The 23,779-nt window shown below is 61.2% G+C and carries 19 protein-coding genes and 1 pseudogene; 15 read left to right on the forward strand and 5 right to left on the reverse strand.

Going from position 1 to position 23,779, the window contains the following annotated elements; translation table 11 throughout:
* Positions 1–105: 105 nt before the first annotated feature.
* Positions 106–1,149: a tartrate dehydrogenase gene (locus tag NKH42_RS25760; RefSeq protein ID WP_352752792.1), complete on the forward strand. Its 1,044-nt coding sequence runs from the start codon at positions 106–108 to the stop codon at positions 1,147–1,149.
* An 18-nt stretch (positions 1,150–1,167) separates the two neighbouring features.
* Positions 1,168–2,643, forward strand: coding sequence for an NAD-dependent succinate-semialdehyde dehydrogenase (locus tag NKH42_RS25765; protein WP_352752791.1), 1,476 nt, complete (start codon positions 1,168–1,170; stop codon positions 2,641–2,643).
* A 151-nt stretch (positions 2,644–2,794) separates the two neighbouring features.
* Here NKH42_RS25765 and NKH42_RS25770 read toward each other — a convergent pair whose 3' ends face one another.
* Positions 2,795–3,484: a haloacid dehalogenase type II gene (locus tag NKH42_RS25770; protein WP_352752789.1), complete on the reverse strand. Its 690-nt coding sequence runs from the start codon at positions 3,482–3,484 to the stop codon at positions 2,795–2,797.
* A gap of 429 nt (positions 3,485–3,913) precedes the next feature.
* Here NKH42_RS25770 and NKH42_RS25775 point away from each other — a divergent pair, with 429 nt between their 5' ends.
* The gene (locus NKH42_RS25775) at positions 3,914–5,290 is read left to right on the forward strand and encodes an aspartate aminotransferase family protein (RefSeq protein WP_352752833.1); all 1,377 of its coding nucleotides are present in this window, start codon (positions 3,914–3,916) and stop codon (positions 5,288–5,290) included.
* Positions 5,291–5,493: 203 nt separating this feature from the next.
* Here the strand turns inward: NKH42_RS25775 and NKH42_RS25780 are convergent, their stop codons facing one another.
* From NKH42_RS25780 to NKH42_RS25790, 3 genes are all read right to left on the reverse strand, one after another.
* A complete protein-coding gene (locus NKH42_RS25780; protein WP_023718597.1) occupies positions 5,494–5,970 on the reverse strand; it encodes an Lrp/AsnC family transcriptional regulator in 477 nt (158 codons plus the stop codon).
* A 10-nt stretch (positions 5,971–5,980) separates the two neighbouring features.
* Entirely contained in the window at positions 5,981–7,054 is a 1,074-nt protein-coding gene (locus NKH42_RS25785; RefSeq protein WP_352752788.1) for a tartrate dehydrogenase, read from the reverse strand.
* Positions 7,055–7,136: 82 nt separating this feature from the next.
* Positions 7,137–8,462 carry an NAD(P)/FAD-dependent oxidoreductase gene (locus NKH42_RS25790; RefSeq protein ID WP_352507722.1) on the reverse strand — a complete coding sequence of 442 codons (1,326 nt, stop codon included), beginning with the start codon at positions 8,460–8,462 and terminating at the stop codon, positions 7,137–7,139.
* A 157-nt stretch (positions 8,463–8,619) separates the two neighbouring features.
* On the opposite strand from NKH42_RS25790, the gene NKH42_RS25795 reads away from it, so the two are divergent.
* From NKH42_RS25795 to NKH42_RS25820, 6 genes are all read left to right on the forward strand, one after another.
* The gene (locus NKH42_RS25795) at positions 8,620–8,808 is read left to right on the forward strand and encodes a hypothetical protein (protein ID WP_352507723.1); all 189 of its coding nucleotides are present in this window, start codon (positions 8,620–8,622) and stop codon (positions 8,806–8,808) included.
* 432 nt (positions 8,809–9,240) lie between these two features.
* The gene (locus NKH42_RS25800) at positions 9,241–10,905 is read left to right on the forward strand and encodes an ABC transporter ATP-binding protein (RefSeq protein WP_352752786.1); all 1,665 of its coding nucleotides are present in this window, start codon (positions 9,241–9,243) and stop codon (positions 10,903–10,905) included.
* 23 nt (positions 10,906–10,928) lie between these two features.
* A complete protein-coding gene (locus NKH42_RS25805) occupies positions 10,929–12,599 on the forward strand; it encodes a peptide ABC transporter substrate-binding protein (protein ID WP_352752784.1) in 1,671 nt (556 codons plus the stop codon).
* Positions 12,600–12,681: 82 nt separating this feature from the next.
* The gene (locus tag NKH42_RS25810; RefSeq protein ID WP_352507726.1) at positions 12,682–13,632 is read left to right on the forward strand and encodes an ABC transporter permease; all 951 of its coding nucleotides are present in this window, start codon (positions 12,682–12,684) and stop codon (positions 13,630–13,632) included.
* 32 nt (positions 13,633–13,664) lie between these two features.
* On the forward strand, positions 13,665–14,543 hold the full coding sequence (locus tag NKH42_RS25815; protein ID WP_352752782.1) for an ABC transporter permease: 879 nt from the start codon (positions 13,665–13,667) through the stop codon (positions 14,541–14,543).
* A gap of 102 nt (positions 14,544–14,645) precedes the next feature.
* Positions 14,646–15,896 carry an NAD(P)/FAD-dependent oxidoreductase gene (locus NKH42_RS25820; RefSeq protein ID WP_502896186.1) on the forward strand — a complete coding sequence of 417 codons (1,251 nt, stop codon included), beginning with the start codon at positions 14,646–14,648 and terminating at the stop codon, positions 15,894–15,896.
* A gap of 141 nt (positions 15,897–16,037) precedes the next feature.
* On the opposite strand, the gene NKH42_RS25825 is transcribed toward NKH42_RS25820, so the two are convergent.
* Positions 16,038–16,976, reverse strand: a complete 939-nt coding sequence (locus NKH42_RS25825; RefSeq protein WP_352752778.1) for an ornithine cyclodeaminase family protein — start codon at positions 16,974–16,976, stop codon at positions 16,038–16,040.
* Between the two features lie 54 nt (positions 16,977–17,030).
* Here NKH42_RS25825 and NKH42_RS25830 point away from each other — a divergent pair, with 54 nt between their 5' ends.
* The 6 genes and pseudogenes from NKH42_RS25830 to fghA all read left to right on the forward strand — a co-directional run bounded on the left by NKH42_RS25830 (position 17,031) and on the right by fghA (position 23,758).
* A complete protein-coding gene (locus NKH42_RS25830; protein WP_352755619.1) occupies positions 17,031–18,068 on the forward strand; it encodes a GNAT family N-acetyltransferase in 1,038 nt (345 codons plus the stop codon).
* Positions 18,069–18,079: 11 nt separating this feature from the next.
* Positions 18,080–19,257 (forward strand): annotated as a pseudogene (locus NKH42_RS25835) (alanine racemase).
* A gap of 56 nt (positions 19,258–19,313) precedes the next feature.
* Positions 19,314–20,588, forward strand: coding sequence for an NAD(P)/FAD-dependent oxidoreductase (locus NKH42_RS25840; RefSeq protein ID WP_352507731.1), 1,275 nt, complete (start codon positions 19,314–19,316; stop codon positions 20,586–20,588).
* Positions 20,585–22,039: an aldehyde dehydrogenase family protein gene (locus tag NKH42_RS25845; RefSeq protein WP_352507732.1), complete on the forward strand. Its 1,455-nt coding sequence runs from the start codon at positions 20,585–20,587 to the stop codon at positions 22,037–22,039. Before NKH42_RS25840 ends, NKH42_RS25845 begins: the two co-directional genes overlap by 4 nt.
* A 279-nt stretch (positions 22,040–22,318) precedes the next feature.
* Positions 22,319–22,537 (forward strand): hypothetical protein, encoded by a 219-nt coding sequence (locus NKH42_RS25850; RefSeq protein WP_352507733.1) that lies wholly within the window; start codon positions 22,319–22,321, stop codon positions 22,535–22,537.
* Between the two features lie 369 nt (positions 22,538–22,906).
* On the forward strand, positions 22,907–23,758 hold the full coding sequence (gene fghA, locus NKH42_RS25855) for an S-formylglutathione hydrolase (RefSeq protein ID WP_352507768.1): 852 nt from the start codon (positions 22,907–22,909) through the stop codon (positions 23,756–23,758).
* The last annotated feature ends 21 nt before the right edge of the window (positions 23,759–23,779 follow it).

The following is a 23,779-nucleotide window of genomic DNA, read 5'->3' on the forward strand; positions in this document are numbered from 1 at the left end:
GCCTGACGCGATTCGACGCCGTCGGAGGCATAAACCTCGACGGAAAATGCGGCGGGCGGTCGACTACTGTTCGGGCGACGCCAGTGCGAATGAGGACCTCCATCCATGAAGACCTACAAGATAGCGCTGATCCCCGGCGACGGCATCGGCAAGGACGTGACGCAGGCGGCATGGCAGGTGCTGCAAGTGGCGGCTAAGCAGGGCGGTTTCGTCCTTGATGACATAAGATTCCCGTGGTCGTGCGCCTACTACCTGGAGACCGGTGCAATGATGCCGTCAGACGGCATCGATACACTCCGAAAATTCGATGCGATCTATCTCGGCGCTGTGGGCTGGTCCGCGGAAGTGCCCGACTCAGTATCGCTTCACGGACTGCTCCTGCCGATCCGGAAAGGCTTCACGCAGTACGCCAACATACGACCGCACCGGCTGTTGCCGGGCGTTCAGGGGCCCCTCCGCTCCGATGGTTTCGATATCCTGTGCATCCGTGAGAATACGGAAGGCGAATATTCCGGCGCCGGTGGGCGCGTTCATTCCGGCACGGCCGATGAGGTCGCGGTTGAGACTGCGATCTTCACGCGTACGGGTGTCGAACGGATCATCCGTTTCGGTTTCGAACAGGCGCGGGCGCGTCGCAAGAAGCTCGCATCTGTCACCAAATCCAACGCGCAGAAGCACTCCATGGTTTTCTGGGATGAGGTCACGCGCGAGGTGGCGAAAGACTATGCCGATGTGGAGGTCTCGCACTACCACATCGACGCCATTGCCGCCCGTATGGTCCTGGCGCCGGAAAGCCTCGACGTAATCGTCGCATCGAACCTTTTCGGCGACATCCTCACCGATATTGGAGCGGCCATTCAGGGAGGGCTGGGTTACGCCGCCTCCGCCAATATCAATCCCGATCGCAGCGTGCCTTCCATGTTCGAGCCGGTCCATGGTTCGGCGCCCGACATCGCGCATCTCGGCGTCGCCAATCCGATCGCCGCGATCTGGTCCGGTGCCATGATGCTCGAGCATCTGGGCGAGGGGCACGCTGCGGCGGAAGTGATGTCGGCAATCGAGTCCGCAACCGTGCGGGGGATTGGCACGATCGCAGGCAAGGACAGGACTGAAGCAATCACGCAGGCCGTGCTGGCAGGATTAAGCTGAAAGGGCAGAGGAAAGACCATGAATGCGATGACGAAGATTGGTATGTTCAACGACTCCGACCTTTTTCGCCAGCAGGCGCTGATTGGCGGTGTCTGGCGGGATGCGGAAACGAAGGGCGCGGTCGATGTCATTGACCCTGCCAGCCAAAGTGTTCTCGGCACCGTTCCCGCCATGGGGGAGAACGAGACGAGGGCGGCAATCGATGCCGCGGCCGAGGCATTCAAAGGCTGGAAGAAAAGGACGCATGCCGAGCGTGCAGGATTTCTGGAACGCTGGCACGACCTCATCCGCCAGCACGAACAGGATCTCGCGCTCCTGCTGACGCTGGAACAGGGCAAGCCGCTTGCCGAGGCGTTGGCAGAAATCCGCTATGGCGCATCTTTTGTGAAATGGTTCGCCGAAGAAGCGCGCCGGATCGGTGGCTCGACCATTCCCTCACCCACGGCCGATCGCCGCATTCTGGTGCTGAAAGAACCCGTCGGCGTCTGCGCCATCATCACGCCGTGGAATTTCCCCAACGCGATGATCGCACGCAAAGTAGCACCGGCGCTGGCCGCAGGTTGTACGGTAGTCATCAAGCCGTCGGAATTTACGCCATTCTCGGCGCTGGCGCTCCTCGTTCTGGCGGAACGGGCAGGTATCCCTGCAGGCGTGATCAACATCGTGACCGGCATGCCCGTCGAAATCGGCAACGAACTGATGGCCAATCAGACGGTGCGCAAGATCTCGTTCACCGGTTCGACCCGCGTCGGTGCGCTGCTCATGCGTGGCGCGTCCGATAGCATCAAGCGGCTGAGCCTGGAGCTTGGCGGGAACGCACCCTTTATCGTCTTTGACGACGCCGATCTGGATAAGGCAGTTGAAGGGGTGATCGCATCCAAGTTCCGCAATGGCGGTCAAACCTGCGTCTGCGCGAACCGGATTCTTGTGCAGGAAGGCGTTTACGACGCTTTCGCCGAAAAGCTGAGCCGGCGCGTCACGCGGATGAAGGTTGGCGCAGGGACCGATGAGGGCACTGAGATCGGCCCGATGATCAACGCAGCCGCGATCGACAAGATCGAGCGTCACATCGCCGATGCTCAGGCGAAAGGTGCGCAGATCATCGCCCAAAGCGAGACTATGCCGGAGGGTAAGCAATATGCACGGCCCGTCGTGCTGGGAGAAGCTACTGCGGGGATGCTCCTGGCATCGGAAGAGACGTTCGGTCCAGTGGCGCCGCTTTTTCGCTTCGAGACGGAGGAAGAGGCCATCGCCATTGCGAACGGTACGCCGTTCGGCCTTGCCGCCTACTTCTACACCGACAACCTCAAGCGCTCATGGCGTGTTGCCGAGGCGCTGGAGTTCGGTATAGTCGGGCTCAACACAGGCATGATCTCTACCGAGGTTGCGCCTTTCGGCGGTGTCAAGCAATCGGGAGTGGGGCGCGAAGGATCGCAGCTCGGCATCGAGGAATATCTCGAGGTCAAGGCGCTTCATGTTGGCGGGCTTAACTAGTTATCTTGCACGCCGGTGGAAACACTTGCAGCCCTAAAGCGTTGGAACCACAAGAAAGGGGCGGTGAAAACCGCCCCTTTCTCTATCGCGACCAGTGATTATTAACGTCTGGGAGTGCCTCAGCCTGGTGCGACTGCGCCAGCAAACAAAGTTAGGCGAATTCCCGAACAGGCTCCAGCCCGACGGCGCCGGCCAAACCGCCGATATCCTTGATTTCGGTATATTCGTAGAAGGGGTTCGCAGGTTCATGGCCGCGGTTCACCCAGACCTTGCTCTTGATGCCAAGATCATAGGCGGTCATGAGATCGTAGCGGAATGAAGACGACACATGTGTGATGTCCTCCGGGCCGCAGCCTAGCTTCTCGAGCATATATTCGAAGCCCTTCATCTGGGGCTTGTAGGCGCCGGTCTCCTCGGCCGTGATGACCATGTGAAAGGGTGCGCCGAGTTTCTCCACATTCGACATGATCAGGCTCTTCATGGAGTTCGACAGGATCACCAGCGGAATCTCCTTGGCGACCTTGGCCAGGCCCGCCGGGACATCCGGGTGCGGACCCCATGTCGGCACTTCCGCATAGATGCGTTGGGCATCTTCGGGCCGGAATGCGACGCCGTTGCGCTTGCAGGTCCGTTCCACGGAATTGTGCACGACCTCGCTGTACGGCTTCCAGGCGCCAAGAACCTCGTCGAGGCGATAGGCCGAGAAATCCTTGATGAACTGCGCCATCCCAGCCGGGGAGAGCTGCGCGCCGTATACGCGTCTCGCCGCACCGGCCATGTCGAAGTTGGTCAGCGTACCATAGCAGTCGAAGGTGATGTATTTCGGTCTGAACTGGGTCATGGGCGTCGATCCTTCCAATCCTGTCGGCACCGCGTGCCTTTAACAGCAAGGATCATAATGAGGACCGCAGAAGACTAGTCGCCGCATTCGATGCGCCCTGAAGCAGATTGTTTTGTATTGCGTGAGAGCTTTGGCAGAGAGTTGCGCCTGAGTTCGTTTCGAGCTTCGGCGGAGCGCGATCCTTCAGCCGCGCGTCGGCATAAGATGCGGCGCCGGCGACAAAGGAAAGTCAAAACGCCCATCGCTCAGGTTCTGGTCGGGAGGAACTGCTGTCCGCGGCGGGCTATCTTCGGCCTAGGCGAATTCAGGCCCGAAATGAACCGTGACCGCGCAGCAGATCACGCTGGAAAACGAGCTGAAGGACGAAACCGCACCACACCGGACTTACGCTCTCGTAAGTCAGGCACTACGCTGAATCGGAGGAAGCAAATGCTGGCAAACTCACTGATCGAACTCGATCGCGCACATCTGGTTCACCCGTTTTCATGCTATCGGAGCCACGAGGAGACGGGCGTGCGGGTGCTCAAATCCGCCAAAGGCGCAACCGTGACCGATGCAAGCGGGAAAACCCTGCTGGACGGATTCGCCGGTCTATGGTGTGTAAATATCGGATATGGCCAGGAAAGCGTCATTGAAGCAGCGACAAAGCAGCTAAGAGAGCTTCCCTATGCGACGGGATATTTCGGGTTGGGATCCGAGCCTGCCATTCGCCTTGCTGCCAAGCTTGCCGAGCTGGCGCCCGGCGATTTGAACCATGTCTATTTCACGCTTGGCGGCTCCGACGCAGTCGACAGTACGATCCGCTTCATTCGCTATTACTACCATGCCAAGGGTACGCCGCAAAAGGACCAGTTCATCTCCGTGGAGCACGGCTACCATGGATCCTCGACGGCAGGGTCAGGTCTGACCGCGATCCCGGCTTTTCACGCGGGTTTCGGCGTGCCTTACGACTGGCAGCACAAGATTCCCTCGCACTACGCCTATCGCAATCCAGTCGGTTCCGATCCGCAGGCGATCATCGGCGCATCGGTCGCGGCCCTGCGGGCCAAAATTGCAGAACTCGGCGCGGGCCGCGTTGCTGCCTTCTACGCCGAACCCATCCAGGGTTCGGGCGGTGTCCTCGTTCCACCGACAGGTTGGCTGAAGGCTCTGCACGCCGTGTGCAAGGAACACGACATTCTGTTCATTGCCGACGAAGTTATCACTGCCTTTGGCCGCACAGGCCCTCTCTTCGCCTGTGAGGAAGACGAGGTCGTGCCGGATTTCATGACCACGGCGAAGGGACTGACCTCGGGCTACGTGCCGATGGGCGCCGTCTTCATGTCGGACCATGTGTACAATACGATCGCGGACGGAGCCGGCAAAGCGGCTGTCGGCCATGGCTATACCTATTCGGCCCATCCCGTGAGCGCGGCGGTCGGGCTCGAATGTCTGCGTCTCTATGAAGATGGCCTGCTCGAGAATGGGCGGAAGGTGGGGAAGCGGTTGATGGAAGGCCTTCGCTCGCTCGCCGACCACCCGCTGGTTGGCGACATTCGCGGTCGCGGCATGCTGGCAGCAATCGAGTTGGTCACCGACAAGGCACGCAAGACACCGCTGCCGGCGGTGGCCGATCCGGGGCGCCGCATCTTCGAGCGCGCGTGGGCAAACGGTCTTGTCATCCGTGCCTTCAACAGCGGCATCCTCGGCTTTGCGCCGCCGCTCTGCTGCACCGACGACGATATTGATGGAATCCTCGAACGCACGCGGATGACGCTGGACCAAACCCTCGAAGATAAGGATGTGCGGGCAGCGATGAAGGGGTGATCATTGCCATCACCGAACCGACCTGAGTCAATGCGGTAGACGCCTGGCGCCCCGAAGCAATCCTCAGGTGATGCCGCCGTCTGCCAAGTGCAAAGCAAGTTGCCGGTATGTGGAATCTCTTGCCGTTGCACAAGCGCAGCGAAAACAGCAAGAAGGAGCGCTGGCGCGCGGCTCTCCAGATCCGAGACTGCGGAGCTGCATTCTCATTTGTCGAAAATGATGTCGAGAGGCAAATGGGATTTCACGATCGGTGACTTCAGCACGACGAAGCTGAAATATTTGTCGATTCCGATATCCAATTCGATCATGCGCTCCATTATCGTCTGGTACTCGCTGATGCCCGCTGTGACGAACTTCACAAGATAGTCGTAACCGCCTGAAACCAGATGGCATTCGATGACCGAATCGACTTTCTGAATTGCGGTGAGAAATCTCGCGAAGTCGTTCTGTTGATGGTGCTTGAGCGTGACTTCGGTGAAGATCGTTAGAGTCTGTCCGAGCTTGGACACATCGATCTGGGCGGAATAGCCGGTGATGAAGCCTTCCGCCTGAAGCTTCTTCACCCGCATCAGGCAAGGGCTCGGCGAAAGGTTGACAAGGTCGGCAAGCTCGACATTCGTGACTCGCCCGTTCTTTTGCAGTTGGGATAAGATCTTGATGTCGATCTTGTCGAGCTTCATTGGAAACCTGTCACATGTTCGAACCGCGGATCGCTCGGCAGACGGCGTCCGTCACTTCCTGCGTGGTCGCTGTCCCTCCCACGTCCGGCGTCAGCACGCCTTCACTCGTCACCGTTTCCACAGCGCTCATCAACCGCACGGCCGCTGCGCTCTCGCCCAGATGTTCGAGCATCTGGGCAGCGGTCCAGAAGGTGGCGACCGGGTTGGCAATACCCTTGCCGGCGATGTCGAATGCCGAGCCGTGAATTGGCTCGAACATCGAGGGATAGCGACGCTCGGGATCAATGTTGGCGGTCGGTGCAACGCCGAGACTGCCCGCGAGCGCGCCTGCAAGGTCCGACAATATGTCGGCGTGAAGATTGGTGGCGACGATCGTATCGAGGCTCCGAGGTTTCGACGTCATACGCACTGTCATAGCATCGACTAGCATCTTGTCCCACGCGACGTCAGGGAACTCTTGCGCCACCTCGGCTGCGATTTCGTCCCACATTACCATCCCGTGACGCTGAGCGTTGGATTTCGTAACCACGGTCAGGAGCTTTCGCGGCCGTGACTGCGCCAGCCGGAATGCATAGCGCATGATGCGGGTGACGCCGACGCGCGTGAAGATCGCGACCTCGGTTCCGACCTCCTCGGGGAGGCCGCGATGGGCGCGGCCGCCGTGGCCCGAATACTCGCCCTCGGAATTCTCCCGCACGATCACCCAATCCAGATCGCCAGGGCCAACACCCGCCAGAGGCGAAACAATCCCGGGCAATATTCTTGTTGGCCGCACGTTCGCGTATTGATCAAAGCCTTGGCAAATCGGCAGCCGGAGGCCCCAGAGCGTGATATTGTCGGGCAAGTCGGGAGCGCCTACCGCGCCAAAGAAGATGGCGTCGAAGCGCTTCAGTTGCGCCACGCCATCTTCGGGCATCATCCGACCATGGGCCTTGTAGTAATCCGAGCCCCAGTCGAAGTGCTGGACGCGCAGCTTGAAGTCGCCGCAGCGTTGCTGCAGCGCCTCAAGCGCCTGGAGACCTGCGGCAATGACCTCTGGCCCGATCCCGTCGGCAGGAATGGCGGCAATCTCATATTCGCGCATCGTCAGTTCCCTGTTTTTGGTGCTGGCCGCATCGTGCCTCAATCTCGTGTGCGACCGATTGTACCTTGGCAAGACGGTCTTCTCAGAATTCAGCGACCTTGCCCCACGCAGCGGTCTTCAGACGCTCGGGCCTATAAGGACGCGGATCGACAATAGGCTCGCTGCCTGCGATGATGTCGGCGATCATATGCCCCGCACCGGGGCCAATCCCGAAGCCGTGACCGCTGAATCCCGCCGCCAGGATGAAGCCCGGAATCCCCTCCACTTCGCCGACTGCGGGAATGCCGTCGGGTGTACTGTCGATATAACCCGCCCACACATCGGAGATCGCCACCCGTTGGAGTTCGGGGATCAATTCGCAGGCTCTCCGATATGTCAGCCGAATCTGCCCCATGTCGGGCTTCGGGTCGAGAATCCGGTTCCGTTCCATTGGCGTGATGTCGTCGAGGGTCCATTTGCGCAGGCTTTCGTGGCCCTGACGCCAGCCCTCGAAGGCGCCCGGGGCGAGATTGCGCCAGCGGCGGGCGAACATAGGTACAAACTCGCGGCTGAACCTGAACTGTTGCGGCGTTGGATCGACACGCGCCCGCCCGCTGATCGCCAGCGTGTATCCACCGTTGCTGCGCCGCGTCAGAGAGATGCGAGCGGTATGCAGGGCATCTGGCAGACCGTTTGCGCCTGGCGCCACGGCCAGAATGGACTGACGCACGGCAGCTTGCGGAAAACGCACACCGAGCTGGTTGCAGAAGGAAGACGCCCACGCGCCCCCGGCCATGACCACGGTCTTTGTCCGGATGCTACCCGCTTCGGTCACGACAGCGCTCACCCGGCCGGCGCTCAATTCCAGCCCGCGCGCCGCGCAGTGCTGATGTACGGTGCCTCCCGCCGCCATGATGCCGCGCGCTGCAACCGGCACTGCCTTGGAAGGGTCCGCCGTTCCGTCGGTTGGCGAGAACACGCCACCTTTCCATTTGCGGCGCGTCGCTCTGCCCCGTTCGGTGGCTTCTTCCGCGCTCAGCATGTGCGTGGTGACGCCGACCGTTCTCGCAAAATCGCGCCACTTCGCCCAGCCTGCCAGCTCATTTTCGTCTTGTGAGAGATAGAGGAGCCCGCAGCGGCGAAAGCCGGTGTCTTGGCCGGTCTCCTGTGCTACCTTCTCCCAGAGGTCGAGGCTCTTGGTCGCCATCGGCAGCTCACGCGCATCGCGGTTCTGCTGGCGGCACCAACCCCAGTTGCGGCTGGACTGCTCGGCCGCGATACGCCCCTTCTCGACCAGGGCGACCTTGAGGCCGCGGCGCGCCAGATAGTAAGCGCTGAACACGCCCACCACCCCGCCGCCGATGACGACGACGTCCGCCTCGCGAGGGAGGGAAGGGCTGCAGTCGATGTGCATGAGCGGCGCGGGCATGGATGGGACTCCGGTAATTTGAACCATCCTAACCTGCCGCCCGCAGAGGCAGACTGCGGAGTTTGTGCCTGGACGGAATTTCCTGCGTTTAGCAGCCCCCAGGACAGGCAATTATTGCGCTAAGAGCTCGCTGCGTGGGCAAGCTGGAGTACATTTCATGCAGTCGCGTCATCTGCGGCATGGGCGGCATACGGCGCAGTCGTCGACCTTGATCGGCAGCGCCTTGGCCGACATTGCGATGGGCCGCACGGTCACCAATCCGTTTGGGCGCCATGGCCCGCAAATGGTGTCGATGTACACCGGAAATCTTTGGTCCTATCCCTCATGGCCACGTATTGCCGAATAAAGGATATGGTTGCCTGATCCCGGTTTCCGCGCCGAAACGGGAACAGAGTGAAATGCCGAACTGGATGTTCTTTTCAGAAGTTCCTGCCGCGCGAGGGCCAAGTTTCGAAGACTCTGCGGAAACAGAACAGTCAGACTGGCTGCAAGAACGGAGCAACCCTTCCTTTTGGCAGGCAGGCTCCAGAGGACATTCGACAGGCAAGGCTTGCTCCTTCGGAGAGTTCTCCAAGAAAAAGGGAACAGAGTCCGGTACACGGATCGGATTTCATAAGGGAGCCGCTAGGATGAGCAGAACCCGTCTCTCGCAGCCTCAGCGCGCGAAGCGTCGAGAAGGCGGGACTACGGCCGCTAGGGTGAGGCGCTTCTGCTCAAAGGGCGATGATGCGGTCCGCAACAGGGTGGACGCGCTCGGTTGAAAGGGGAGGTGATCTCGATGATCGCAAGCATCCAGGCTGTAGCCCCCCACGATGTGGCGCTTTCGGTGCGCGACCTCACAGTGAATTTGCCGCAAGGCATGGAACGGACCCATGCTGTCAAGGACATTTCCTTCGATCTGAAACGCGGCCAGATCCTTTGCATCATAGGCGAGTCCGGATCGGGTAAGTCGGTGACGGCGAACGCGATCATGGGGCTTCTGCCGAAGGTGATCCGCCTCTCATCGGGTGTCATCCAGCTGGAAGGGATGAACATCGTTGGCATGTCGCCAGACAAGCTGCGCAACCTGCGTGGACGGGTCGTGTCGATGATCTTTCAGGACCCGCTCTCGGCGCTCAATCCCCTGATGACGGTGGGCGCGCAGATTGACGAGGTCATGGCCGCGCACGGCTTCGGCACGCCACAAACCTGTCGCAACCGCGCAATCGAACTGCTCACTGAAGTAGGCCTGCCAGATCCCGAACTCATGTATTATCAGTACCCGTTCCGGCTTTCGGGCGGGCAGCGGCAGCGCGTCATGATCGCCATGGCCTTGGCGCTCGAGCCGACGGTGCTGATTGCGGATGAGCCGACCACCGCGCTCGACGTCACCACCCAGGCTCAGATCCTGCAACTGATCCGTGACATTCAGCGGCGCAAGGGCATGAGCGTGATGTTCATCACCCATGATTTCGGCGTGGTGGCCGAGATCGCCGACAGCGTCGTGGTGATGGAAAAGGGTCATGTCGTCGAACAAGGCAGCGCCGAGCAGGTGTTGAAGTCGCCCAAGCACCCTTATACCCAGCGCCTGATTGCAGCCGTACCGCATTTGACCGGCGAAGATCGCCCCCGTCCGGACGCTGCCAGCAAGGAGCCGATCCTGAAGGTTGAGGGTCTGGTGAAGACCTATCGCGGTGGCAGCGCGCTGTTCGGCGCGCAACGGACTGTGACAGCGGTCAACGAGGTTTCGTTCGAACTGGCGCCCGGCCGCACGCTTGGGGTCGTAGGCGAGAGCGGTTCGGGGAAATCGTCGCTGGGCCGGCTGCTGATCAAGCTGCTGGACAGTGACGGCGGCGGGATCTTGTTTGAGGGCTGTGACATAGCCAAGCTTTCCGAAGCGAAGTTCCGCCCGCTTCGACCGCGGATCCAGATGATCTTCCAGGATCCCTTCGCTTCTCTGAACCCACGCTCGACGGTCGGTCACATCATGACGGTAGGCCCGCTGGCGCACGGGATGCCTTATGTCCAAGCGCGCGATGAAGCGCGTGCGCTTCTGGCCCATGTCGGTCTCGATGCCGGCGCTTTTGGCCGCTACCCGCACGAGTTCTCGGGTGGGCAACGCCAGCGCATCGGCATCGCTCGTGCGCTGATGTTCAAGCCGAAGCTGTTGATTGCCGACGAGGCGGTCTCCGCACTCGACGTGTCGATCCAGGCGCAGATCCTGCAGCTTCTGGACAAGATCCAGCGCGAGACGGGCGTGTCGATGGTCTTCATCACGCACGACCTGCGCGTCGCCAGCCAGATCTGCGACGAAATCGCAGTGATGCAGACGGGCCGGATCGTCGAGCGCGGACCGCCCTCACAAATATTCCTGAACCCGCAAGCAGCCTACACGCGCCAACTGGTAGCGGCGATTCCAGGAGAGCGGCCGGGCAATGCCGGTCCAGTAGCAGCAAACGCATAAGAAATAACAAGAGAGGAACTACCATGACCAAAAATTCATCGATTACGTCCAACTACTCGAGGCGCGAAGCGCTGCGACTGATGGCGATAGGTGGGGCTGCAGGCCTCATCGCGCCCAATCTGTTGGGCAAGCCCGCCTTCGCCAAGACCCCTCCTGCAGGGCCGGCCGGGCGCGTCGTCGTCGGCCTCTCCCAAGAGCCGACCGTGTTCAATCCGCTGATGGCGCATATCGAGGTCGATGACGCGATCCATTTCTCGGTTTTCGACGCGCTGGTCCGCATGGATCCCCAAGGCGGCCTACATCCAAACCTCGCGGCCGAGGTGCCAAGCCAAAAGAACGGCGGCATTTCGGAGGACGGTCTCAACTGGCGCGTCCGGTTGCGTGACAATGCCCGCTGGCACGACGGTGAGCCCTTCACGGCCGAAGACGTGAAATTCACCCTTGAGCTCATCACGAACCCGAAGTTTCGGGCTTGGCGCACGAGCGGCCATTCGCTCGTGCAGGACATCACAGTGGTTTCGCCCACCGAGATCACATGGCGGATGAAGGAGGCCTTCGCGCCCTATCTTTCGTTCTTGGCCGAAACCTTCATCGTGCCGAAGCACATTCTGGGGAAAGAAGCCGATCCGAACACAGCCGCGTTCAATCAGGCGCCGGTCGGCACCGGAGCATTCAAATGGGGCCAGCGTGTTGCGGGCGATCATATCGAGCTCGTCGCAAATCCTGAGTACGCCGGCGAAGGTCCCTATGTCGAGCAGCTCATCTTCAAATACATCCCCGACATGACCGTGCTCTACACTCAGTTCAAGAGCGGCGACGTGGACCTGGTCGATCAGTCGTTCATCACCGCCGACCATTATACTGAAGCCCGCGAACTACCGGACCGCGTGGTGACACTGGAGACAGGGGCATCCCTGGAGTCGATCTACCTCAATTTGGGCCGCCCGCAGTTCAAGGACCTGGCAGTGCGCCAGGCGCTCTACGCCGCGTTGGACAGGAAGGCGATTGTCGACACGATCTATTACGGCGTGGGTACCCTCACCGAGACCTTCATGCCGAAGGAGTCCTACTACTATGACCCGAACCTGCCGGTTCAGGAGTTCAATCTGGACCGGGCGCGCCAAATCCTCGATGAGGCCGGGTGGGTGCCGGGACCGGATGGAATCCGCGCCAAGGATGGGGTGCGACTGTCCTTCTCCAACTCGACAACTTCCGGCAACAACCTGCGCGAGCAGACGCAGCAGTTCCTGCAGCAGACGTTTGCCGAGATAGGCGTCGAGATGACCATCTCGAATTTGCCGGCTGCAGTCATGTGGGGCGAGTTCTGGCTGAAATCGCAATTCGACACCGCCATGGTGGGCGTCACCTATCTGATTGCCGCCGACCCCGACGCCACAAACCGGCTCCATACGAAGGCAATCGCCGCTCAAGGCGGACACGGTTCGAACACCGGGCAATATTCCAATCCTGAGGTCGATGCCCTGCTCGAAAAGGGTGCTCGCAGCTTCGATCCGGAAGAACGGCGCGCGATCTATAATCGTGTGCAGGAAGTCGTGCGCCACGATCTGCCCTTCCTGCCGCTGTTCGCGTACACAATCGTCCTCGGGCGCAAGAAGGGGCTGGACGGCTTCGAGCCCAACGCCAACACCCGCACCGCGTCGTGGAATGCCGCGGCCTGGAAGTGGAAGGCCTAGACGCAGTTGCCGCCGCCCAGCCCGATTCCGCCGCGGCGGCGGCAACAGACTAAAATCATCAACCCACAATGGAGGGACTCGAATGCGCGGCTTCCTGCTCAATCGCCTCTTGCAGAGCCTGGTGCTGCTTGTGATCGTTTCGATCATCGGCTTCGGCATTCTGAATCTCCTTCCCGGCGGCCCGCTAGCCCAATTCGGGCTTGATCCCGGAATGACCCAGCAGGATATCGAGCGTCTCAAGGGGCTGCTGGGCCTCGATCGCCCTATATGGATCCAATATCTGGACTGGGCATGGCGGCTGGTGCGGGGCGACTGGGGTCACTCCTTCCGCGACGGAGCGCCGGTCTTGGAGGTCATCGGCAGCCATCTCTTTGCCACGCTGCTGCTGATGGGTTCCTCAACCGTGATTGCAATCTCCATTGGCGCCTGGATCGGAATCCGCGGCGCCACGCGCCGCTACTCGCTGTTCGACTATCTTGCAACTGTCGGCGCCATGGTCGCGTTGTCGGTCCCCACCTTCTGGTTCGGACTCGTCGGCATCTACGTCTTTTCCCTGAAGCTGGGCTGGCTGCCCGCGGGCAATATGTCCGAGATCGGCGATGCCTCGATCCTGGGCTATCTCCACCATCTGATCCTGCCAAGTATCGTGCTGTCGCTGGTCCATGTCGCGATCTGGAGCCGCTACATGCGGACGGCGACTCTCGACGCCATTAGCCAGGATTTCGTCAAGACGGCCCGGGCCAAAGGCTTGAGTGAACGCCGGATTCTGATGAAGCATGTCGTCGGCAACGCACTTTTGCCGATGATTACCTTGGCTGGGATGCAGCTTCCCAGCGTCCTCACCGGCGCACTCGTGACCGAAACCGTCTTTACCTGGCCAGGAATGGGACGGTTGTTCCTCGATAGCCTTGGTTACAGCGACTATCCGGTTGTGATGGGGCTACTGATGTTCTCCGCCATCCTCGTTCTGCTTGGAAACCTGATCGCCGACATTGTCGTCGCTATTGTCGATCCGCGCATTCGCCTGGCTTGAGCGCGCAACTTCCCCGACAGGAGACAGCCGATATGACCGCTCTCACCGCAAATGCAGCTCCAAGCCGATGGAGAAACAACCGTGCGGCACTTCGTTTCATGCGGCATCGCTTGGCGCTGCTTGGGTTGGCGATGATCATCTTCCTGAGCCTTGCTTGCGTCCTCGGCCCCCATCTCCTGCCTTATGACTCACTGTACATCGATCTGCGGGCCCGCTTTGCCCCTCCGCTGACGGGCTACCACTTTCTAGGTACCGATCCGCTTGGCCGCGACGTGGCGGCAAGGCTTTTGATGGCGGGACGAATCTCGCTGCTGGTGGGTTTCTTTGCCATGGTTTTGTCGACGCTCATCGGCACGCTGGTCGGCGTAATTGCCGGCTATCGCGGCGGCTGGGTCGGGGCCATGCTGATGCGCACGGTCGATGGTTTCCTGTCATTCCCATCGATCTTTCTGCTGCTGGCGCTGGCTGCCGCACTGAAGCCCAGTCCTGTGATGATCACCGTCATTATCGCCCTCACCAGTTGGATGGAGGTTGCCCGCATAGTCGAAGCGGAAGTCCGCTCGTTACGAGAACGCGAGTTCGTCCTGGCCGGGCGAATGGTGGGATTGAGTGGCACCCACATCATGTTCCGCGAGATACTGCCCAACGCCATGGGGCCGATTATCGTTGCTTCCACCTTGACGGTCGCGCGCGCCATTCTCATGGAAGCCTACATCAGTTTCCTCGGCTACGGGATCCAGCCGCCACTGCCCAGCTGGGGCAACATGCTCAACGGCGCCCAGCAATATCTGGGCAGCGCACCCTGGCTGGCAATCATTCCCGGAGCTGCAATCACGATCGCGGTAACCAGTTTCAACTTCATCGGTGACGGGCTGCGTGATGCGCTCGACGTCCGAGACGACCACATCTGAAGTTTCACCGACCGTAGATCACCCCAGCGAGAAGTCAGCCCCGTGCAAGAGCCTCATATCGCCGACAAGAACACACCCTACTGGTGGGAAGCAGCGCCCGTCATGCCGCTGCCGCGGCAGCCCCTCGCAAAGAAGCTTGACGTGGCAATCGTCGGCGCCGGTTATGCCGGTCTTTCGGCCGGGCTTGTGCTGGTGCGCGAAGGACGCTCGGTCGCAGCTTTTGACGCAATGAATCCGGGCGAGGGTGCTTCCACCCGCAACGGCGGGATTACGAGCGCGAGCATCCGACCCGACTATGCTACGATCACCCGGCGCTTCGGGGAAGAGAAAGCCATGGCGATCGAGGCCGAGGGAAAGGTCGCACGCGAATTCCTCTACGACTTCATCAAGACCGAAGGGCTCGACTGCGACTTCCGACTGGTTGGCCAATTCAAGGGCGCTTTCGGATATGAACAGTATGAGAAGATGGCGCGCGGCGCCGAGACGCTGGCGAAGAAACTGGGGATCGAGTCCTACGCGGTTCCGCATGCCGAGCAGCGAAGTTATATCGGCACCGACTTCTACCGCGGCGGAACCGTTCGGATGGACATTGGCGGGCTGCACCCCGCAAAATTCCATGCTGAGCTCCTTCGGGTGGCGCTCGCATCCGGGTTGACGGTCCATTCGCATACAGTGGTCAAGTCGATCGAGAGGAACGGTTCGGGGTTCCGCGTCGCGACTTCGGCGGGGACGGTGGACGCACGGCAGGTTCTGGTCTGTACCAACGGCTATACCGACGGCGCTGCTCCCTTCCTGCGCCGCCGCCTGGTTCCGGTCCGCAGCCGGATCATCGTCACCGAGGAACTTGCGCCCGATGTCATGACGCAACTGATGCCGAAGCTGATGACGGTCACCGAGGACCGGCAACTCGGTTTCTATTATCGTCCCTCGCCCGACGGAAAACGTATCCTGCTGGGGGGCCGTGACAGTTCCCGCTTCGGCGATCCGGCGGCGCCGAAACTTCTCCTTCGCAAGGGCCTGGTGAACCTTTTCCCGGAGTTGGAGAACGTGCGCCTTTCGCATTGCTGGTTCGGCAATGTGGCGATGAACCGAGACATGCTGCCCCGCATCTTCGAGAAGGACGGCGTGGTCTATGCAACTGGCTTCTGCGGTTCGGGCGTGGTCTGGGCGCCATGGATTGGCATGCGTGCGGCCCACAAGTTGATGGGGCATGGCGAGCAGTCGCGCACTGCGTTCGACTTTCGACCGCCTTCGGCCGTCCCGCTCTATCGTGGCAATCCGTGGTTCATGCCGGCGATTATCCAGGGCTATCGGTTGCAGGACCGTCTCGCCTTCTGGCGCGCCAGACGCTAGTCGCCGACATCGGGCGATCCGTGGTTCATGCGGGCACCCCTTTGGCGCGCCCGCCGCTGATACGACTGCAGGATCGCGCGCGGCCACCTTGTTGCCGTGTCGAAAAATCTGTCGGGACTGGGGACTCGGTGCGAAAACTGATCAGCGGTGGGACGCCTTTGCGCGGATCAGCGCGTCGGCCATGTAGAGGTCCTGCAGGGAGATGCCGGAACTGTCGAAGACCGTGATCTCATTGTCGAAGTGGCGTCCGAGCGCACGCCTTTCAATAACGTCGCCGATTGGTGTTACCGCAAGCACGCCGGCGTCGATTTCGTCGCGCACGTGTTGGAACTCGCCGATCTGGACGGACTGGGAAAGCAGATCACAAAACAGACGTGCCTTGCGAAACAATTCGCTCGGCAATTCGCGTTTGCCCGGAGCATCCGACCCGATGCTGACGATATGGGTTCCGGGTCCCACCCAAGCGGCATCGAACAGCGGTTCGCGTGCGGGTGTCGCCGTCACCACGATGTCGGCCGTGCGCACGGCTTCTTCCGGCAAGGCAGCGCGCGCCTTCAGTCCCCTTTCGCCGATCTGATCGACAAAAGCGTCGCGCCGCGGCGAAGGCCGGGCCACGACCAGCACTGTTTCGATTGGGCGGATGCGTGCCAGCGCCATCACTTCGAAGCTCGCCTGGTTGCCGGCCCCGAAGATCGCCAGCACCTTGGCTTGCTTGCGCGCAAGAAGATCGGCCGCAACCGCGTCGGCGGCGGCCGTCCTGTAGGCGTTGACCTTCCCGGCCTCGACTACGGCACCGAGCCGACCTGTATGCTGATCGAGCAGCACGATGGTCGAGTTGTGGCGGGGAAGGCCACGTGCCGGGTTGCCCGACCAGAAGGAGCCAATTTTCACGCCGGTCAGCTCGCCCGACGAACCGGATTTGATTGAGAAGGTATTGGTCACCTCCTGTGTGCGCCCGAGAACAGCCGGAAAGACCCAGCTCTGCCGCGATGCTGCCGCCACGAGAGCCTCGCGCGCCGCCTCGAAAGCAAGTTCATGTGTGACGAGGGCGGCTGACTCCTCTTCGCTGATGTAGATCATCCAAAATTCCTCCTGGGCATCGCCGATCGGGCAACCACGAAGCTGCGATTCAAGGTGCCAGGTATTCCTCGCCCGATTTGCACGATTTGGCATGCCGAGGAACTGCATAAAACGAATAATACCGCTGATTTGAAGGGGCAAAACAGCAGCGAAATCTGTCCGCCGGGCGCGACCCTAAGATCCGACGTCAATCCGACTCTGGATCAACTGACAGCGTTGCACCTTATGGCCTTTGAGCATGACAGAGATATCGTCAGCGCCCCGATCGAGCTGATGGAATTGGAAACCCGCCATTTGCCGGGCGCACTGAAGCTGTCGCAGGAGATGGCCTGGCCCTACCGTCAGGAGGATTGGGAATTTGCCCTGATGGTCGGCAATGGCCTGGTCCTTGAGCGGGCAGGACAGGTGATTGGCACGGCCATGTCCTGGAATTACGGACAGTCCTATGCCTCGGTCGGGATGATCATAGTTACTGGCTCCGCGCAAGGCGGTGGCAACGGCGCCCGGCTCTTTGATGGATTGCTTGAGGCGACACTCGGTCGCAACCTGCTGCTCAACTCAACCGAAGAGGGGCTGGCGCTCTACAAGCGACGCGGCTTCACTGCCTGGGGCACGGTGCTTCAGCACCAGGGCTCGCTGGCTGTCACCGTGACGCGGAGTACCCGCGACGACGTCCGTCAAGCGACAGCCTCTGACCTAGCGGCGATCCAGGCCTTCGACGAACGGGCCACAGGCATGCCCCGGCTGGCGATGGTGGCTGCGCTCGCCGATGTGGGCAACGCATTGGTCATCGAGCGTAGGGGACGGATTGCAGGCTACGCTGTCGCGAGGAGGTTTGGCCGCGGCTATGTCGTCGGCCCTTGTGCAGCCGAGAGCGACCACGACGCGCGGCTTCTGATCCTGGCCCAGCTTTCGAAGCTTCACAATCAATTCGTTCGCATCGACGTCTATGCCGAGGATGGATTGGGCGACTGGCTTGCGAGCCTTGGCCTGCAGCGGTCCGGCACTGCGACCGCCATGGTCAAAGGACAACGACCCGTCGCCGAGGGGCCAGCCCATATGTATGCGTTGGCAAACCAGTCGTTCACTTAGGAAACGAGATTATGAACAAGGTGGCCGCAAACCTGGCAGTGAGCGAGACGGCTAGGACGATCGACGCCTTGGTCACGCCGGCGCTGCTTCTCGACCGTGGGCGGCTCGGACGCAACATTCAGCGCTTGGCTGAGCGCGCCAGGAAGCTTGGCGTGGTGCTGCGCCCGCATATGAAGACGGCCAAGAGCATCGATGTCGCCCGATACCCGCTTCACCGCGAACCCGGACCGATCACGGTCTCGACCATCGCCGAGGCGGAGTATTTCGCGGGCCATGGCTTTCGAGACATGACCTATGCGGTCGGCATCTCGCCGGCCTCGGCCAAGCGGGCCATGGAGCTTTGTCGCCGCACCGGCGCTGGTGTGAAGCTGTTGCTCGATTCGGTCGAGCAGGCCGATGCCCTAGCCAGCGTCCGCGAAGCCACCGGTGTGACCCCATCTGTTTTCATCGAACTGGACTGCGATGACCATCGCGGTGGCTTGAGGCCGGACGACCCGAAGTTGCTCGACGTGGCCGGCAGTGTCGTCGCGGCCAGTGCCAAACTCGTCGGCGTTCTCGCCCATGCAGGCGAATCCTATGGCTTGAACACGCCCGATGCGCTGGTCAAGGCAGGCGAGAACGAGCGTTCAGCCACGGTGCGCGCCGCTGAAATCCTGCGCGCCCATGGCCATGCCTGCCCGATCGTCAGCGTCGGCTCGACGCCGACAGCGCATTTCGCCAGCAATCTTGAGGGGGTCACGGAGCTGCGCGCCGGGGTCTACATGTTCTTCGACCTGGTCCAGCACGGCGTTGGGGTGTGCGAACTCGACGACATCGCGATTTCCGTATTGGCCACGGTGATCGGGTCCAAGCCGGAAAAGGGATGGGTGCTGGTCGACGCTGGATGGATGGCGCTTTCGCGCGACCGGGGAACCGCAAACCAGCAGATCGACCAGGGTTACGGCGTGGTCTGCGACGAAAAGGGGCGGGTGCTTGAAGATGTGATCGTGGCCCAGGCCAGCCAGGAACACGGTATCCTCGCCATTCGTGCCGGTTCTGGAAAGTCCATGCCCGAGCTGCCGCTCGGGACTCGGGTCCGGATTCTGCCCAACCATGCGTGTGCGACGGCCGCCCAGCATGATTTCTACAGCGTCGTCAACGGGGCCAGCCCAAGATTGAAGCACGTTGGGAGCGGATGCGCGGCTGGTAGGCGCGCGACTAGGCTCGGATGTCGCCCCACTCAAATCAACACCGGTGGTCAAGAAAATGAAGTTTACCTCTTACTGGCTGGATACGTCTCAGCCGTTCAATGAAGGGTCGTCCAAACCGCTCGAAGGCCACTACGACGTGGCCATTGTGGGCGGCGGCTTGACCGGCTCCTCCGCCGCGCTGGCCCTTGCCAAAAAGGGCGCCCGGGTTGCCCTGTTGGAGGCCGAAACGATCGGCAATGCCGCGTCCGGCCGCAATGGCGGCATGTGCAACAACGGCTTTGCCCAGAACTATGCAATCATGGCTGGCAAGCACGGCAAGCCTGCCGCAAATGCGCTCTATAAGGCTTTCGACGCCGGCGTCGATATGGTCGAGCGGTTGGTGCAGGAAGAGAAGATCGACTGCAGCTTCTCCCGCGTCGGTAAGCTCAAGCTTGCCGCCAAGCCCGAGCACTACGACATGCTGGCGCGCAGCCAGGAACTACTGGCTGCCAATGTCGATCCCGACACCAGGATGATCGCGCGCGAGGACCTGCGAACCGAAGTCAGCACCAACCGCTACCATGGCGGGCTGCTCTTTCCCAAGAGCGCGGCCATGCATGTCGGCCGGTTCGTCCGGGGCCTCGCGACCGCCGCTGCCCGGCGTGGCGCAGAGGTCCATGAACGCTCGCCCGTCACTGCGATGCGAAAGGTTTCAGGCGGGCATGAGGTAACGACGCCAAAGGGCAAGATCGTCGCGCGGCAGGTCCTGTTGGCAAGCGGCATTTCCCAGGTTGGCCCGCTCGGCTGGATCCGCCGGCGCATGATCCCGGTCGGCGCATTTCTGATCGTGACCGAGCCGCTGTCGCCTTCGCAACTCGAGCGCCTCATGCCGACCCGTCGCAATGTCGTCGACACGCGCAATCTCGTTGTCTACTGGCGGCTCACGCCGGACAATCGCCTTCTGTTCGGCGGGAGGGCGCGCTTTGCCGTGTCCAACCCTCAATCCGACGAAAAAAGCGGCCGGATACTCAAGGCGGCGATGGTCGAGGTCTTTCCGGAACTGGCCGGCACCCGCATCGACTACTGCTGGGGCGGCATGGTCGATATGACCCGCGATCGTCTGCCGCGCGCCGGAGAGCGCGATGGCATCTATTACTCGATGGGCTATAGCGGACACGGGACCCAGATGTCGACGTTGATGGGCACCATCATGGCCGACGTCATGGACGGGCGCCCCGAGCTCAATCCCTGGAAGGATTTCGACTGGCCAGCGATCCCCGGTTATTTCGGGCGCCCCTGGTTCCTGCCGATTGTTGGCGCCTATTACCGCATGAAGGACCTTGTAGGGTGATGACGCCTCTCGAACACCTGGCCCGCAACGGCCACCTGGAGAAGTTCTTCATCGACGGTCAATGGGTTGAGCCGAGCGGCACCGCGACGGGCGTCGTCGTCAATCCCGCCACAGAAGAGGTTGTGAGCCAGTTTCCGCTTGGAAATGGCAAGGACGTTGACGCGGCCGTTGCAGCGGCCCGCCGGGCATTCGCCACCTGGAGTCGGACCACGCCAGAAGACCGCGCGGGTCTGCTCGGTCGCCTGCAAGCGCTGCTCGAGGCGCGCGGCGAACTGCTGGCTCAATGCCTGAGCCTCGAAATGGGCGCGGCGATCGGCTATGCGCGCAGCGCCCAGGTGCCGCTGGCGATCACGCATGTTAAGGTCGCTCGCGATGTGCTGACAGACTTTTGCTTCGTCAAGCAACGGGGGCAAACCGCCGTCACCCACGAACCGATCGGTGTCTGCGCCCTGATCACTCCGTGGAACTGGCCACTTTACCAGATCACCGCCAAGGTTTCGCCGGCGCTCGCTGCAGGCTGCACGATCGTGCTGAAGCCGAGTGAGCTTTCTCCCTTGGACGCCCTGCTATTCGCCGAGGCAATCGAGGAAGCCGGCTTCCCTGCCGGGGTTTTCAACCTCGTGCAAGGTGATGGTCCAGGCGTGGGTATGGGTCTCGCCTCCCATCCGGATGTCGACATGATCTCCATTACCGGGTCCACCCGCGCGGGCATTGCGGTGGCCCAGGCGGCAGCGACGACTGTCAAGCGCGTCGCGCAGGAGCTGGGCGGCAAGTCGCCCAACGTGATCCTGCCGGACGCAGATCTCGATCGCGCCGTTTCTCTGGGCGTATCCGCCGCCTTCCGCAATCTCGGCCAGTCATGCAGCGCCCCGACGCGCATGATCGTGCCACGCCCGCGGCTCTCCGAGATCGAGGCAATCGCCAAAAGGGCCGCAGCCCAGATTGTCATTGGCGATCCTCTTTGCGAAGCCACTACTCATGGTGCAATCGCAAACCGTGCCCAATTCGACCGCATCCAAACCATGATCGGCGTCGGCATTTCTGAGGGCGCCAGGCTCCTCACCGGTGGACCGGGCCGTGCGCACGATCTGAACGTCGGGTTCTATGTGAGGCCGACCATCTTTTCCGACGTGCGCACGACCATGCGCATTGCCCAGGACGAGGTCTTCGGGCCAGTTCTCTGCATCATCCCTTACGACACAATCGAGGAAGCCGTCACCATCGCCAACGACACGGTCTACGGTCTGGGGGCTCATGTGCAGGGCCAGGATGTGGACGCCGTCAGGGACGTGGCCTCGCGGATCCGCTCCGGCCAGGTACATCTCAACTACCCGGCCTGGGATCCGCACGCCCCGTTTGGCGGTTTCAAGCGGTCCGGAAACGGACGTGAATATGGGATCGAGGGCATGTTGGAGTATCTCGAGGTAAAATCCATCCTCGGCTATTTCTAGGCGACATCTTCGCCCAACGCAGGGGCGCCCGTGGGCCGAGCCGAGCTCCTGGACCGGCTCGCGTACGTACCTGGCAATTTGACATGGCTCTGCAGCGCTAGCCATCTGAGAAACCGGTCGAGGCCGCTAGCCAGGCTTGGTCGATCCCAAATGCCGTCGAAATTAGAGATGTCTGGCCGTAGCGGTTCAGCCGATCGAGTGTGTACGTTTTCGTACATCGAATTGGAACACAACCATGGATAGAGTACCATCACTATGGGCAGCTATGGGGAGGGTTGGATGAGTAAGGTGCAGAGGGTCAGTCCGGTAGTAGAGCAGGCAATCGCCGCAGTCCTCAATAGGGAGGATCGTGGTGACACCATCTCGGTCACGGCGACATTAAACGCAGCACGGCAAGCCGCCCCTTATCTGGTCGCATCCGACGAAGAGCTGACCGAGGCGATCGTCGAGGCAGCAACTGCCCTGGGCCTGTCCGTGGCTTTCGACGGTCGGAAATAGCGTCGGCTCACAGGGTGGCTAAGAGTCGGAAAGTTGGTGTCGTGCTTAGGAGCCCTCCTATGAGGAGGTAACTATCACCCGCAACACTTTCTTGCTCGGTCCCTGGTCACGCATGCTGCGAACCCACGCGATGACCCGTGCGTGCTCGTCCGCCATAGCCGCGTCGAACCTGCTGTCGCCGCTGAAAAGGCACGGTGCATTTGCGCAGAGCTCGTCGTCCCGGAATCATTGCTGAGGTACTGGGCAGTGTTGGCCATCCCGGCTCCGATCAAGAGCCCTGCGCGCCAGCCAGCCCACCAAGGTTGCCGCGACCGCCCACGACGTCGTAGAGGCTATGGTCGGCGGTCAAAAATTGGTGGAGAAGAATATATGCCAGAGCACCTGAAACTCGTCTCGACTGCCAAGTCGCATGGCGGTGCCCAGCACGTTTACTCTCATCTGTCGACGAGCTGCTCGTGCGAAATGACGTTTGCCATTTTCGTGCCTCCGCAGGCGCGGGAAAGGCGTTGCCCCGTGGTGTGGTACCTCTCCGGACTCACCTGCACCCATGCGAATGTAATGGAAAAAGGCGAATACAGACGTATTGCCGCCAAACTTGGCTTCATCGTCGTGTGTCCCGACACCAGCCCGCGTGGTGCCGACATTCCAGATGAAAAGGACAATTGGCAGTTCGGCACCGGCGCCGGTTTCTACCTCGACGCCACGCAAGAGCCGTATGCCAAGAACTATCGCATGTATTCCTATATCGTCGAGGAACTGCCAGCCGTAATCGGGCGCGAATTTCCCGCCGATATGGCGCGCCAGTCGATCTTCGGCCATTCGATGGGCGGGCATGGCGCGCTGACGATCGCACTGAAAAATCCCGCGCGTTTCAGAAGTTGCTCGGCCTTCGCGCCGATCGTGCAACCAAGCACAGCCGGCTGGTCGAAGCCGGCTTTCCAAAAATATCTCGGCCTGGATGAGGCCTCGTGGCGGCGCTACGATGCCACTTCGCTCATCGAGGACGGATACCGTTTCCCGGAATTCCTCGTCGATCAGGGGACGTCAGACGGTTTCCTCAAGGAGGGCCTCAGGCCTTGGCTGCTCGAAGACGCGTGCTCCAAAGCAGGCATTCCGTTGAAATTGCGGATGCAGGATGACTACGATCACTCCTATTTTTTCATTTCGACATTCATGCAGGACCATATGACGTGGCATGCCGAACGGCTTTCACGAGGCTAAGTCCGTAGGAATAGGTCGGCA

The sequence above is a fragment of the Mesorhizobium sp. M1142 genome (assembly GCF_040318565.1).
GTDB lineage: Bacteria > Pseudomonadota > Alphaproteobacteria > Rhizobiales > Rhizobiaceae > Mesorhizobium.

What these genes read in the sequence shown, in the direction of transcription:
- NKH42_RS25765 (WP_352752791.1), top strand. Translation starts at nt 1,168, where the DNA reads ATGAATGCGATGACGAAGATTGGTATGTTCAACGACTCCGACCTTTTT.
- fghA (WP_352507768.1), top strand. Translation starts at nt 22,907, where the DNA reads ATGCCAGAGCACCTGAAACTCGTCTCGACTGCCAAGTCGCATGGCGGT.
- NKH42_RS25805 (WP_352752784.1), top strand. Translation starts at nt 10,929, where the DNA reads ATGACCAAAAATTCATCGATTACGTCCAACTACTCGAGGCGCGAAGCG.
- NKH42_RS25775 (WP_352752833.1), top strand. Translation starts at nt 3,914, where the DNA reads ATGCTGGCAAACTCACTGATCGAACTCGATCGCGCACATCTGGTTCAC.
- NKH42_RS25800 (WP_352752786.1), top strand. Translation starts at nt 9,241, where the DNA reads ATGATCGCAAGCATCCAGGCTGTAGCCCCCCACGATGTGGCGCTTTCG.
- NKH42_RS25840 (WP_352507731.1), top strand. Translation starts at nt 19,314, where the DNA reads ATGAAGTTTACCTCTTACTGGCTGGATACGTCTCAGCCGTTCAATGAA.
- NKH42_RS25825 (WP_352752778.1), bottom strand. Translation starts at nt 16,976, where the DNA reads ATGATCTACATCAGCGAAGAGGAGTCAGCCGCCCTCGTCACACATGAA.
- NKH42_RS25795 (WP_352507723.1), top strand. Translation starts at nt 8,620, where the DNA reads ATGCAGTCGCGTCATCTGCGGCATGGGCGGCATACGGCGCAGTCGTCG.
- NKH42_RS25810 (WP_352507726.1), top strand. Translation starts at nt 12,682, where the DNA reads ATGCGCGGCTTCCTGCTCAATCGCCTCTTGCAGAGCCTGGTGCTGCTT.
- NKH42_RS25760 (WP_352752792.1), top strand. Translation starts at nt 106, where the DNA reads ATGAAGACCTACAAGATAGCGCTGATCCCCGGCGACGGCATCGGCAAG.
- NKH42_RS25820 (WP_502896186.1), top strand. Translation starts at nt 14,646, where the DNA reads ATGCCGCTGCCGCGGCAGCCCCTCGCAAAGAAGCTTGACGTGGCAATC.
- NKH42_RS25785 (WP_352752788.1), bottom strand. Translation starts at nt 7,054, where the DNA reads ATGCGCGAATATGAGATTGCCGCCATTCCTGCCGACGGGATCGGGCCA.
- NKH42_RS25780 (WP_023718597.1), bottom strand. Translation starts at nt 5,970, where the DNA reads ATGAAGCTCGACAAGATCGACATCAAGATCTTATCCCAACTGCAAAAG.
- NKH42_RS25815 (WP_352752782.1), top strand. Translation starts at nt 13,665, where the DNA reads ATGACCGCTCTCACCGCAAATGCAGCTCCAAGCCGATGGAGAAACAAC.
- NKH42_RS25850 (WP_352507733.1), top strand. Translation starts at nt 22,319, where the DNA reads ATGAGTAAGGTGCAGAGGGTCAGTCCGGTAGTAGAGCAGGCAATCGCC.
- NKH42_RS25770 (WP_352752789.1), bottom strand. Translation starts at nt 3,484, where the DNA reads ATGACCCAGTTCAGACCGAAATACATCACCTTCGACTGCTATGGTACG.
- NKH42_RS25790 (WP_352507722.1), bottom strand. Translation starts at nt 8,462, where the DNA reads ATGCCCGCGCCGCTCATGCACATCGACTGCAGCCCTTCCCTCCCTCGC.